This is a genomic window from Chitinophaga eiseniae (genome assembly GCF_900167135.1).
Lineage (GTDB): Bacteria > Bacteroidota > Bacteroidia > Chitinophagales > Chitinophagaceae > Chitinophaga > Chitinophaga eiseniae.
On record NZ_FUWZ01000002.1, the window covers coordinates 1,823,654 to 1,836,861 of the forward strand.

Annotated in this window: 10 protein-coding genes; all 10 read left to right on the forward strand. The window is 43.2% G+C overall.

Annotated elements, in window-relative coordinates; genetic code table 11:
- Positions 1-226 precede the first annotated feature (226 nt).
- Positions 227-2,734 (forward strand): SLBB domain-containing protein, encoded by a 2,508-nt coding sequence (locus B5D63_RS17195; protein ID WP_078670001.1) that lies wholly within the window; start codon positions 227-229, stop codon positions 2,732-2,734.
- A 19-nt stretch (positions 2,735-2,753) separates the two neighbouring features.
- Positions 2,754-3,836, forward strand: coding sequence for a Wzz/FepE/Etk N-terminal domain-containing protein (locus B5D63_RS17200; RefSeq protein WP_078670002.1), 1,083 nt, complete (start codon positions 2,754-2,756; stop codon positions 3,834-3,836).
- A gap of 42 nt (positions 3,837-3,878) precedes the next feature.
- Complete coding sequence (locus B5D63_RS17205; protein WP_078670003.1) at positions 3,879-5,171, forward strand: nucleotide sugar dehydrogenase; 1,293 nt, start codon at positions 3,879-3,881, stop codon at positions 5,169-5,171.
- 4 nt (positions 5,172-5,175) lie between these two features.
- Positions 5,176-6,300: a DegT/DnrJ/EryC1/StrS family aminotransferase gene (locus B5D63_RS17210; protein WP_078670004.1), complete on the forward strand. Its 1,125-nt coding sequence runs from the start codon at positions 5,176-5,178 to the stop codon at positions 6,298-6,300.
- A 12-nt stretch (positions 6,301-6,312) separates the two neighbouring features.
- The gene (locus tag B5D63_RS17215) at positions 6,313-6,885 is read left to right on the forward strand and encodes an acyltransferase (protein WP_078670005.1); all 573 of its coding nucleotides are present in this window, start codon (positions 6,313-6,315) and stop codon (positions 6,883-6,885) included.
- Complete coding sequence (locus B5D63_RS17220; protein WP_078670006.1) at positions 6,885-7,907, forward strand: Gfo/Idh/MocA family protein; 1,023 nt, start codon at positions 6,885-6,887, stop codon at positions 7,905-7,907. Before B5D63_RS17215 ends, B5D63_RS17220 begins: the two co-directional genes overlap by 1 nt.
- Before the next feature lie 13 nt (positions 7,908-7,920).
- Positions 7,921-9,366, forward strand: a complete 1,446-nt coding sequence (locus tag B5D63_RS17225; RefSeq protein ID WP_078670007.1) for a lipopolysaccharide biosynthesis protein — start codon at positions 7,921-7,923, stop codon at positions 9,364-9,366.
- A complete protein-coding gene (locus tag B5D63_RS17230) occupies positions 9,363-10,439 on the forward strand; it encodes a DegT/DnrJ/EryC1/StrS family aminotransferase (protein WP_078670008.1) in 1,077 nt (358 codons plus the stop codon). Before B5D63_RS17225 ends, B5D63_RS17230 begins: the two co-directional genes overlap by 4 nt.
- 71 nt (positions 10,440-10,510) lie before the next feature.
- Positions 10,511-11,695, forward strand: coding sequence for a TDP-N-acetylfucosamine:lipid II N-acetylfucosaminyltransferase family protein (locus B5D63_RS17235; RefSeq protein ID WP_159456056.1), 1,185 nt, complete (start codon positions 10,511-10,513; stop codon positions 11,693-11,695).
- A 10-nt stretch (positions 11,696-11,705) separates the two neighbouring features.
- Positions 11,706-13,157, forward strand: coding sequence for an O-antigen polymerase (locus tag B5D63_RS17240; RefSeq protein ID WP_078670010.1), 1,452 nt, complete (start codon positions 11,706-11,708; stop codon positions 13,155-13,157).
- Positions 13,158-13,208 lie beyond the last annotated feature (51 nt).

Sequence of the window (13,208 nt, forward strand, 5' to 3'; positions counted from 1 at the left end):
GGTACCTTAATTTTCCTGATCTTACAGGTACAATCAGTAGATGTTTCAACGCATATCAGATAATGTCTAACGATTTCGAAACAAAACGGTTAGCTAATCTGATTCCTGTCACATTTATATGTTATTTTTAATAGATTTGCAACTTGTTTGGCCATCCCCATGCGGTATGGTCCGTTAAAAGTTGTTTTCCAGAAAGTATTCGAGAAGTTTTTTATCCTATTAATACATGTTCAGAAAATTATTGCTGCTACAGCTTTTCCTGTTTATTGGCTATTGTGTGACTGCACAGAATCCGGTATTATCCAAAGAACAAATCCGGCAGATGAAGGTGGACAATCTGAGTGATGATCAGATTCGTCAGGTGGTGGCGGAAATGAAAAAGAACAATATGTCTCTTTCTGACATTGGAACATACGCACAGCAAAAAGGAATCCCGGATAGTGAAGTCAGCAAGCTGGAGGCAAGAATTCGGCAGCTGGGACTCGATAAAGACCTGGAACAAAGTCAGAAGTCAAAAGACAAAAGCGACAAGGAAAATGAGGATGAGACTGGTAACCGCAGGGTAGAGGGGGATGGAGCAACGGAAGACAGTGTCACAGAAAAAGGAGATAAGCCGGCCACCCGTGAAGAGAAGGAACGCGAAAGGAGACGAAAAAGAATTTTTGGTTCAGAGCTTTTCAATAACAAAAATCTGACTTTTGAGCCCAACCTCAAGATGCCAACCCCTCCCAACTACCGTTTGGCCGCCAACGACGAAATTCTGATAGATGTTTATGGATACTCCGAAGTGCAACATCGTCTGAAAGTAAGCCCTGAAGGCTATATCCGGATTCCCAACCTGGGCCCGGTATATGTGAATGGTCTTACCATGGAGGAAGCTAAAAACCGGATCACCAAACAGTTAGCAACTATTTACAGTGGTATCCCATCGGGGAACACGTCGGTTCAGATTTCTCTGGGCAATATCAGAAGTATCCGGGTATTGCTGATTGGGGAAATAATGAACCCCGGTTCCTATACCGTTCCTTCACTGGCCACAGTGGCCAATGCCTTATATGTGTCGGGCGGTCCCAGCGAAAATGGGTCTTTCCGCAGTATTCAGGTCATCCGTAACGGTTCTGCCATAGCGACATTCGACTTGTATGATTTTCTGACCCGTGGTGATCTTAGTAATAATGTTGTGCTGCAGGACCAGGACATTGTAAAAGTAAATCCTTATAAAACGCGGGTGGAGCTGATCGGGGAGGTGAAACGTCAGGCAATCTTTGAAGCGAAAGACAATGAGACGCTGCAGAATATCCTTGATTATGCCGGTGGTTATACAGATTTGTCTTTCCGTGATGTGATCCGTGCATACAGGGTAAATAATAAAGAGCGGGAGGTGGTTAATATTCCTGCCAGCGAGATTGCGTCTTTTAAACTGAAATCCGGGGACCAGTTTTTTATTGACTCCATCCTGAACCGTTTCAGTAACCGGGTGACTATTGCGGGCGCTGTCTTTCACCCGGGTAATTACGCGCTGGAGGATAATATGACAGTGAAAGACCTGATAAAAAAGGCCGATGGTGTAAAAGAAATAGCGGCTTTGTCAAGAGGCCTGATCCGTCGTTTGCAGGCCGATTATACACCTGCTTATATCAACTTTAACGTGCAGGACGAGCTGACCGGTAAAGCCAACATGCACTTGCAGAAAGAAGACAGTGTAATGATCTATTCCAAGTTTGATCTCCGGCAGGAATACCAGGTGAGAATAGATGGAGAAGTGAATAAGCCCGGCTACTTCAACTACGCTGACAGTATGCACCTCGAAGACCTCATCCTGATGGCCGGAGGGCTGACTGATGCAGCTTCATTGCAGCAAGTGGAGATTTCCCGCAGGAAACGGGGTAATATATATGATCCTAAAGACAGCACCAAGGCTATCGTACAACGTTTCGACATCAATGCCGATCTCAGTAATAATCCTGAAGCAAAGGCATTTGCGCTGCAACCATTTGATGAAATCGTAGTACGGAGAGCACCGGCATATGCCTCACAGGCCAACGTGATGGTCAGCGGAGAGGTGGTATACCCCGGTGACTATACGATCAACAGCCGGTCAGAGCGCATTTCCGACCTGATAAAAAGAACGGGAGGACTTCGCCCGGAGGCATATCCCGAAGGGGCCGTGATGATGCGCAAGACATTTATCAATGAGGGAGATAGCATGCTCCTGGCCAACAAGCTACAGGTGTTTTACAATAAACTGCAGGACAGCGCAGATATTTCACGGGTACAGGCGGCAGTAGACCGGAAGGAACAATTGCTGGGAATTAACCTGGAACATATTATGAAACATCCCGGATCGAAGTATGATCTGTTGCTGGAAGAAGGAGATGTGATCAAGATACCCAAAAAGTTACAGACAGTACAGCTGTTTGGAGAAGTTTACTTCCCCAAAAAGGTACGGTTTGACGGAAAGTATAAATTCAAGGATTATATCCACGGAGCGGGTGGATTTACCTCTCAGGCATTAAAAAGGCGAAGTTATATCGTGTATGCGAACGGCGAAGTGAAGAATACCAAGAAAGTCTTTTTATTTAACTCCTATCCTGCTGTAAGGCCGGGAGCTGAAATATATGTGCCCACCCGTAAGGAGAGAAAAGGTCTGAGTACCGGAGAAGCGGTAGGGCTGGCGAGCGGTGTGGCCTCGGTGGCATTGGTGATCGTAACGTTATTAAGAACAATTCAATAATTCATAAAGGATAAGCTAAATGGATCCGATCAAGCAAGATAGTGGTTTGGAGTCAGAACTGACGCTGAAAGCCCTGATCCTGAAAATTAAAGCGTGGATCTCGTTCCTGTTCAGTAAAAAGTATATTATTCTGATCGTTGGTTTGCTGGGAGGAGGATTGGGTTTAGTTTATGCTTTATACAAGAAACCGGCCTATGTAGCAGAACTGACCTTTGTGGTAGAAGATGGTAAGGGGGGGATGCTCGGTGCATATGCAGGTATCGCAAGCCAGATTGGTATTGATATGCCTTCAGAGACTGGAATGACTGGTGTATTTTCCGGCGATAATGTAATCGAATTTCTGCAGTCCAGGCTGATCGTTGAGAAAGCGCTCATGACGCCAATCAAGGGAGGAGACGGGAAACAGATTACGCTGGCCGACATTTTTATTGATGCCAATGAACTCCGTAAAGCCTGGAAAGGTAAACCAGGACTGGAGAATCTTCATTATCCTCCGGGTTTGCAAAGAGAAAAGTTTAGCCTGAAGCAGGACAGTATCATTAAAGTCCTGTATGATAAAATTACCAAGGATAATCTGGATGTAACAAAGCCAGATAAAAAACTGGGCTTTATTGCCGTGAAATGTTCATCAGCGGATGAGACGTTTTCGAAGTATTTTACCGATAATCTCGTAAAGGAAGCGACCAACTTTTACATCCGGACAAAAACTCAGCGGTCTAAATCAAACGTTGATAAACTACAGATGACTGCTGATTCCATTGAGCATCTGCTTAACAAACAATCCTATGCGATCGCCAGAAGAATGGACATCAATCAGAATCCTGCCAAATCGCTTGCTACTGTCCCCACGGAATTGGGGGTACGGGATAAAATGGTTTTACAGACCATGTTCGGCGAGGTGCTGAGAAATCTTGAAGTAAGCAAAATGGCTATGGCCCGTGAAACTCCTGTTATTCAGATTGTAGACACCCCATCCTTTCCTCTCAAGATCGAAAAACTGGGAAAGGCAAAAGGAATTGTTATCGGTGGAATTCTGGCTGGTTTTTTTATCTGTGTATGGCTAATTATTAGGAAACTGTATAAGAATATAATGGAAAGCTGATGCTAACAAATAAAACTTTTAAAACTATAATACATTAAAGTTATGGAGCAAATGCAGCATAAAATTGCTGTTATAGGTTTGGGTTACGTTGGACTCCCCTTAGCAATTGAATTCGGAAAGAAATATGATGTCTTGGGATTCGATATAAATGAGAAGCGTATTGCAGAGCTTGCGCAAGGTCTGGACCATACCAAAGAAGCCGATCTGAACGGGCTGAATGCCGCAATGCAGCTTAGAAAGGAGAATCCCGCAATGGGACTTTTCTTCTCCAGTAACGTAAAGGACCTTGAAGCGTATAACACATATATTGTAACTGTTCCTACCCCGATTAATCAGTTTAAGACCCCGGACCTGCAACCCCTTATCAAAGCTTCTTCCATGTTGGGAAGCGTGCTCAGGAAAGGAGATATTGTAATTTATGAATCCACGGTATATCCTGGTTGTACGGAAGAGGATTGTGTGCCCATACTGGAGAAGGTGTCAGGTTTGAAATTCAATGAGGAATTTTACTGTGGTTATTCGCCTGAAAGGATCAACCCGGGTGACAAGGTAAATACGCTGACCAAGATCAAGAAAGTTACTTCAGGCTCTACCGAAGAAATTGCTGAGATAGTGGACAACCTCTACAAAAGCATCATAGAAGCAGGTACATTCAAGGCCTCCAGCTTAAAAGTGGCCGAGGCTTCCAAAGCAATTGAAAACGCTCAGCGGGATGTGAATATCAGTTTTGTGAATGAACTCGCATTGATATTCGACAGAATGGGAATCGACACGAACGATGTTATTGAGGCGGCAGGGACCAAATGGAATTTTCTCAAATACAAACCAGGTCTTGTTGGCGGTCACTGTATAGGTGTGGATCCCTACTATCTTGCCCATAAAGCGCAGGCGTTGGGTTATCACCCGCAGGTGATCCTATCCGGCAGACGGGTGAACGATAACATGGGCATGTTCGTTGCCAATAAGGTGGTTAAGTTAATGATCAAGAAGGGACATAAAGTGGATGGTGCCAATGCACTGATATTGGGTATCACTTTCAAGGAGAACTGTCCCGATACCCGTAACTCCCGTGTGATTGATATCTTTGAAGAACTCAGACAGTTCGGTATGAACGTGGATGTCTTTGACCCGCATGCAGATAAAGATCATGTAGAGGACGAATATGGCATCAGACTGATAGATCGTATTCAGAAACAATATGATGCTGTGGTGTTGGCAGTATCCCACAGCGAGTTCCAGGAGTTGGATTATAAAGCGTTGAAGAACGGTCACAACACTATTATTTTTGATACCAAAGCATTTCTGAATCGTAATCTCGTAGACGGACGTTTATAATTATATGGAAAATATTCAAATGGTTGACCTGAAAGGTCAGTATAAAAAAATCAAAGCGGAGATCGATGCAGCTGTTCTCGATTGCATAGAAAGTACCGCATTCATCAACGGGCCAGCTGTTAAAATATTCGCTACTTCCCTGGCACAACATCTGGATGCCGCCCGGGTTATCCCGTGTGCCAACGGCACTGATGCGTTGCAGATAGCGATGATGGCCCTGGGCCTTGAGCGCGGCGATGAGATTATTGTTCCAGCTTTCACCTATATTGCCACTGCTGAGGTGATTGGTCTTCTCGGCCTTGTTCCGGTAATGGTAGACGTTGACCCTCGCACATTCAACATTACGGCAGAACATATCAGGAAAGCCATTACGCCGAAAACGAAGGCTGTCGTTCCGGTACACCTATTCGGCCAGAGTGCCGACATGGAATCCATAATGAAACTGGCGGCTGAGCATAATCTCTATGTAATCGAGGATACTGCGCAGGCCATCGGCGCTGAATATACCTTCAGTGACGGCCGCAAACAGAAGGTAGGTACAATTGGTCATATTGGCTGTACTTCCTTCTTTCCTTCTAAAAACCTTGGTTGTTACGGGGACGGTGGCGCGATCATGACAAACGACGCGCAACTGGGAGAGAAAATTCAGATCATTGCCAACCATGGACAGATTAAAAAATATGTTCACAAATATATCGGCGTAAACTCCCGTCTGGACACGCTGCAGGCTGCTATTTTGGGTGTGAAGCTGAAGTATCTGAACGATTATTCAGCAGCACGTCGAAAAGCCGCTGATTACTACGATCAGCAGCTGAACGGTATTGAAGGAATCACAGTGCCTGTACGCGCTTCAAACTCTACGCACGTTTTTCACCAATATACCCTTAAAGTTGCCGGGAATCGTGATGAGCTGAAAACGTTTCTGGAGTCAAAAGGAATTCCGGCAATGATTTACTATCCTATTCCGCTTAATGAGCAGGAGGCATTTCAAGGACTGGGGAGAGTAGAAGGTTCCCTGGACGTAACCATAAATCTATGCCAAACGGTACTGTCGCTTCCTATTCATACAGAAATGGATACTGCACAACAGGATTACATTATTGGCGGCATTAAGGAATTCTTTAAATAATATAATTGCGATATGGATTTTTTTGTACACGAAACGGCAATAGTAGATGATGGGTCTACAATAGGTACTGGTACCAAAATCTGGCACTTTTCCCATATCATGCCCAACTGTAAGATAGGACAGAACTGCAATATCGGCCAAAACGTAGTGATATCCCCGGAAGTTGTGCTCGGTAATAATGTTAAGATACAGAATAATGTTTCCATTTATACCGGTGTGACGTGTGGTGATGATGTATTTCTGGGCCCTTCCTGCGTTTTTACGAATGTCGTTAATCCGCGCAGCGCTGTCAACAGAAGGGGGCAATATGCTAAAACACATGTAGGCACAGGGGCATCGATAGGAGCGAACGCGACTATTGTTTGCGGACATGATATTGGTCAGTTTGCCTTTATTGGAGCCGGAGCTGTTGTTACAAAAAATATTCCTAACTATGCCCTGGTAGTGGGTAATCCGGCCAGGCAAACAGGATGGATGAGCGAATATGGACACAAACTTGTGTTCAACAGTGAAAATATTGCCGTTTGCCCCGAAAGTGGCCAGGAATATAAATTAGATAATAACACAGTAAAAAGAATTAAATAATGGTAGCCAAAGACGAGAAAATAAAATTTGCAGTTATAGGCTGCGGCCATATCGGTAAACGTCACGCAGAAATGATTCAGCGAAATGAAGAATCCGAACTGGTGGCCATCATTGATGTTAAGCCCAAAGAAAAACTTGGAGCAGATCAATTTAGTGTACCTTTCTTCAACTCCCTGGAAGATTTTTTGCAATCAGACATTAATGCTGATGTCATCAACATCGCTACACCCAATGGTTTTCATGCTGAACAGGCACTGGCGGCGTTGTCGGCCAGAAAACACGTAGTAATTGAAAAGCCGGTTGCCCTGAAAAAGCTGGATGCAGAAAAAGTAATTTTTAAGGCGCTGCATGTACATAAACACGTTTTTGCCGTGATGCAGAACCGGTACTCTCCGCCGGCTGTATGGATCAAAGACATGGTAGATTCCGGAACATTGGGTAAGATCTATATGGTCCAACTCAACTGCTATTGGAACCGGGACGAGCGTTATTATAAACCAGATAGCTGGCATGGCAAAAAAGATCTCGACGGCGGTACCCTGTTCACACAGTTTTCTCATTTTATTGATATCATGTACTGGCTCTTTGGCGACATCGAGAACGTGAAAGCAAGATTGGCTACCCACAACCACAGCCACCTGACAGAGTTTGAGGATTCCGGCTTTGTAAGTTTCGATTTTGTTAATGGTGGTATGGGCTCGCTTAATTATTCCACTTCTGTGTGGAACCAGAACCTTGAGAGCTCCATGACCATTATTGCCGAAAACGGATCGGTGAAGATTGGCGGACAATATATGAATGAAGTGGAATATTGTCACGTTAAAGACTATACCATGCCTGAACTGGCGCCTACCAATCCGGGTAATGACTATGGAGCATATAAGGGGTCTGCGCAGAACCATCATTATGTTATAGAAAACGTGGTAGATGTACTGAAAGGAAGATCGGCCATTACAACAAATGCGCTTGAAGGATTGAAGGTAGTGGATATTATAGAGCAGATTTACGCGAGTACGTTGTAAAAGGAATGATATTGTGAGTTTACAACAGAAAACGATTTCAGGTGTTCTATGGACTTTCAGCCAGCAATTTAGTGTTCAGGCAATAAACTTTCTGGTCCAGATCATTCTGGCGAGAATGCTGATGCCTTCAGAATTTGGATTGATAGCAATGCTGACAGTATTTGTAGGGATTGGTAATTCACTGATGGACAGTGGACTTACCACATCCCTCATTAGGACAGAGGCGCCAGACCAACGGGACTATTCCACCGTTTTTTTCATTAATCTGTTAGGCAGCCTTGTAGTTTATCTGGCGTTATTTGCCCTGGCGCCACTGATAGCCGTTTTTTATAAACAGGAAATTCTCACGAACATTATTAGGGTCTACACCGTTTCGATTGTCATCAAGGCGTTTGTCGGTGTGCAGACGGCAAGGCTTACAAAGGCAATGAACTTTAAGATCCAGATGTTTATGCAAATTCCTTCTGTTATTGCAGGAGGAATAACCGGAGTTGTGCTTGCATATAAAGGGTTTGGTGTCTGGAGCCTGGTTTGGATGGAAATCGTTCAGTCGTTCCTGTTTACCCTGCAGCACTGGTTCCGCACCGGCTGGTATCCTTCCTTTATCATCGATAAAGCCAGGTTGAAGCATCATTTTTTATTTGGATATAAGCTGACATTGTCCGGGATACTGAACACGGTATTCACGAACATTTATAATCTTGTCATAGGGAAATTTTTTTCAGCGACGCAGTTGGGATATTACAACAGGGCTGATTCCATGCGTATGTTGCCGGTGCAGAATATTGCTACTGCATTGAATAAGGTTACCTATCCCACATTTGCGGCCATTCAGAACGATAATGAAAAACTGAAGGTAGCTTATAGAAAACTGATGCAGCAGGTAGTATTCTGGATAACACCCCTAATGATTATCCTGATGATTGCTGCTGAACCATTATTGAGATTTTTGTTAACAGACAAGTGGCTGCCGGCGGTTCCTTATTTCCAGATTTTGTGTGTGTCGGCCATTCTGTATCCTTTGCAGGTATATAACCTGAATATTCTCAATGTTAAGGGGAGAAGCGATTTGTTCCTTAAACTTGAAGTGATAAAGAAGGTAGTAGTCGGTGTGGGAATAGGCTGCAGCCTGCCATTCGGCATCTATGGGTTACTTTACTTCCAGATCCTGCTGTCTGTCATATCATTCTATATCAACACGCTTTACAGCGGCAAACTAATTAATTATCCTATTAAAGAGCAATTGAAGGATATATTGCCTATATTTATTCTGGCTGCTTTAACGGGAATTGCGGTTTTTTTGATGATCCACCTGCTGAACCGACATCTGAATCCTGGGCATTTGGTTAACATTGTGACTACCGGAGTAGTTTACCTGCTGATATATCTGGGAATAGGATTCTATACAAAAATGCAAGCCATTACAGACATTAAGCAAATAATTTTTAAGAAGAGATGATTCCTGTTACTAAACCATTTCTGCCCTCCCAGGAGGAATATCAACGACATCTGAATGCAATCTGGAACCGGCAATGGCTGACCAATAACGGCCCATTGGTAAATGAATTGGAAACAAGGCTGAAAGAATATCTGGACACCTCCAACGTTCTTTTCCTGGCAAATGGCACCCTTGCCTTGCAGATAGCTGTCAAAGTCTTCGATCTGAAAGGGGAGGTTATTACTACGCCATTTTCCTATGTAGCCACAACTTCGGCAATTGTATGGGAAAACTGCCGGCCAGTGTTTGTTGACATTGACGCTGAAACCTTTAATATTGATCCGTCGAAGATTGAAGAAGCCATCACAGAAGATACTACCGCTATCCTCGCTACACATGTATTCGGAAATGCCTGTGATATAGACGCTATAAAAACAATAGCAGATAAACACAACCTGCATGTTATCTACGACGCAGCCCACTGCTTCGGGACCAAGTATAAAAATAAAACTGTATTCGAGTATGGTGATGTCAGTACGGCCAGTTTTCATGCCACCAAGCTGTTTCATACCATAGAAGGGGGTGCGGTATTTTGCCAGGATAACGAATTGGCAGATAAAATGGGGTTGCTGCGGAATTTCGGCCACACTTCACCGGTTACTTTTGGTAGTGTCGGGATCAATGCAAAAAACTCTGAGTTCCATGCTGCAATGGGACTTTGTTGTCTGGATCATATTGATGATATTCTGGTGACGAGGAAGACACAATGGCAACGCTATGAGAGCTTATTACGGGCTGAGAAGCGGATACAATTGCTGAAAATTACTCCGGGATGTGAATTTAACTACGCTTATTTCCCTATTGTATTACAAGATGAGGCACAGTTAAACAAAGTAACTGCCGCCCTGAATCTTCAGTATGTACAGCCAAGAAGATATTTTTATCCGTCGCTGAATAATCTCTCTTACGTTAAACAACAGCCCTGTCCGGTATCTGAATCGATTTCTGAACGGGTGATCTGTTTGCCATTATACCATAGCCTCCGGAAGGAAGATCAGGATATGATTACCCGTGTAATCATTAAAAACCTTTAATGCTGCTGAGAAGAAAAAGGGAACCAGACTATGAAATCAACTGACGGTGAATGCCACAGAACAAAATATGTATGAAATATCTTCACCTAATTGATGATACTGTTTTTACCAATTTTGCAATCAACTTGTTTGAGCAATGCAATAAGGGAAATAACATGTTTTTGATTAGCACTGTTGACCCGCAAGCAACTCTCAGGCACACCGAAGCCCGCCATGAAGTGAAAGTGCTCAAAAGACGGACTAAGCAGTATATCTCTTTTATCAGGCAATATCCCTTTGACGTGCTGGTAGTTCATGCCATGTGCCGTGACAAGCGCTGGGCGGTGAACAGATTGGTTAAAGGCAACCGCAGGATCATATGGCTGTCGTGGGGGACCGATATCTATAATACTTCTTTTTACAAAAAGCCGTTATATCAGTATTATACCAACCAGATTGTCGGACAACAAAGAAGTGGTGTGACAGCGGGTATTAAGTCGCTTCTGAGCAGGCTGTACTATTTTTCATATACCGGTATGTTTCCGGATGCAGCTTATAAAAAAGCCGTTGCCCAGGTGGATTATTGTGCCACTGTAATTCCGGATGAGTTTGAAATTCTCAACTCGTTCCCATTTTTCTCTGCGAAACAGGTTCTTTTTTCATATGAGTCTATCGAAAATATGTTTAAAGACAAGATTGGAGAGGATGATTATGTAATGGGGAATGACATTCTGGTGGGGAACTCTGCAGGGCCTGAATCCAATCACCTTGATGTGCTCAATGCCATTTCGGAAATGGAATTGGGGGAAAAGCAGAAGGTCGTGGTCCCCTTAAATTATGCAGGTACGCCAGCTTACAAGGCAGTGGTTTTAAAGCAAGGAGAGGATCTGCTGGGAGAAAATTTCTTCCCTTTACTGGACTTTTATCCTTCAGCGGCATATGTTACATTGTTAAAACAATGTAGCGTCGCCGTAATGAACCATAACCGGCAACAGGCAGTTGGGAATCTGATCGCACTTTTATGGTTAGGTTGCAGAATCTTCATGTCTGAGGAAAGCATTGTATACAGTTATCTGAAGCGAAAAGGATTTAAGATCTATAGTTTTCAGCAGGAATTTAACGGTAAGAGCATCGGCACTGCGCTTACGAGGGAAGAACGGGAACATAACAGGGAATTACTGATTGCCGAATATAGCCATCAGGCTGTATTGACGAAAGTGAAGATGTTGATTGCAGAAGTTGAGCAGGGTGTGCCGAAGTATTTACAGGAAACCTAAAAGTAAGTGAATGAAACCTGTACAGGGTAAATTGATAGAGGTCTTCTTTTTGCTGATTGTTATTATCTGCTACATACTGTCATGCACCTTTAATGACGACCCCTTTGTGTATGTAAAGCTTTGGTCAATGCTTACACTGGGGGTTATTTATACCTATCTCCGTTTTCAGAAGCGGCTTATCATTTTTGCGCCGCTTAATTTATTTTGTATATACTATACAACTGTTGTTTTTGTTAATTTTTATTATCTGAACACAGAGTGTGATTTTACGCCATATCTCCAGAAGACTTCATTGCATAATAATTATATACACCTGTTTAACTGGAGTTCATTTTACTACTTCGCCGGCCTGATTTCTATTATCGCCGGGTACAGTATATTAAAGCCTCTAGCCTTCAGACCAATGACATTTGACAGTGAGGCTTCCATGAGCTCCTATGTGCTGATGATTGTTGCGTTGGCAATGATGGGATTAGGTGCGCTGAACTTTTTTTACAACGTGGTTAAATTCGCCGGTGGTAATCCTGTTGCATATTTATCGCAGGTGGCACTTAGAAAGTACCAGTTTGAAGATGGAGGAACTACTATCGGGTATATTATGTATTACATGGGCACTTACCTGCTCTCCTTTCAATATCTCCGGAAAAACAAAAAGCCCGACCTGTTCTTCATCCTCTGTATCTTTGGTGGAGTGGTGCTCTGGGCATCCAATGGGAGGATCGCCTCTACCGTGTTTTACCTTGTAACTGTAATCATCCTGTTTTATTATAAGGGGTTGTTATCGCTTCCCCGGTTCAACAACCGGAAATACCTCATGTTTACGGTACTGATACCCGTTTTTGGCATCTTTTTTTATTTTTTCCGGTTGCTCAGTAGTATGAGTGACAGTGGAATGGCGCTCAATGCCGATACTTTTAGTCTGTTAGGTGACTTTCTAAACAGTATGAGTTTTTATATCATCGATAAAGGGAATATGCCCAATACAGTAATATTTATTAAAGTGCTGGATGCCTGGAAAATTGATCATGGCTTTATGTACGGAGAGTCCCTTGTTTCATGGGTCATGAATATTTTGCCAAGTAAAATAAGACCTGAAGATTATCAGCCAAGTGCAATTATTAAGCAATTATGGTATTCTCATGCGGAAGGTGGGCACCTCCCGCCTACTGGTGTTGCAGAAATGTATATCAATTTTGGCCCTTTTGGCCCGTTTATGGGAATGTTTTTCCTTGGGCTGATGATTAAGTTGTTTTATAACGCAGTCATCAAATCTGCAAGTTTTTGGAGTTTCCTGATACTTGCCCAGATTTCCGTTACATTTATTATGCTGTATCCTAAAGGTGAATTTGATAATCTGAATCTTATATATGTGTTTTTTTCATATTTTCCGATGATATTGGTTAAATTATTCACAAGCATGTTTAAAGTGCCATTGGAACCTAATCGCAAGGTGATCATATAGTCCGGAGAATGCAACAACCTGAGGTACGCAGGCACTACCCGACGGTTATTG

Excerpts from the sequence above, each read along its gene's own strand:
- B5D63_RS17200 (WP_078670002.1), top strand. The coding sequence starts at position 2,754 with ATGGATCCGATCAAGCAAGATAGTGGTTTGGAGTCAGAACTGACGCTG.
- B5D63_RS17220 (WP_078670006.1), top strand. The coding sequence starts at position 6,885 with ATGGTAGCCAAAGACGAGAAAATAAAATTTGCAGTTATAGGCTGCGGC.
- B5D63_RS17215 (WP_078670005.1), top strand. The coding sequence starts at position 6,313 with ATGGATTTTTTTGTACACGAAACGGCAATAGTAGATGATGGGTCTACA.
- B5D63_RS17230 (WP_078670008.1), top strand. The coding sequence starts at position 9,363 with ATGATTCCTGTTACTAAACCATTTCTGCCCTCCCAGGAGGAATATCAA.
- B5D63_RS17235 (WP_159456056.1), top strand. The coding sequence starts at position 10,511 with ATGAAATATCTTCACCTAATTGATGATACTGTTTTTACCAATTTTGCA.
- B5D63_RS17195 (WP_078670001.1), top strand. The coding sequence starts at position 227 with ATGTTCAGAAAATTATTGCTGCTACAGCTTTTCCTGTTTATTGGCTAT.
- B5D63_RS17210 (WP_078670004.1), top strand. The coding sequence starts at position 5,176 with ATGGAAAATATTCAAATGGTTGACCTGAAAGGTCAGTATAAAAAAATC.
- B5D63_RS17205 (WP_078670003.1), top strand. The coding sequence starts at position 3,879 with ATGGAGCAAATGCAGCATAAAATTGCTGTTATAGGTTTGGGTTACGTT.
- B5D63_RS17240 (WP_078670010.1), top strand. The coding sequence starts at position 11,706 with ATGAAACCTGTACAGGGTAAATTGATAGAGGTCTTCTTTTTGCTGATT.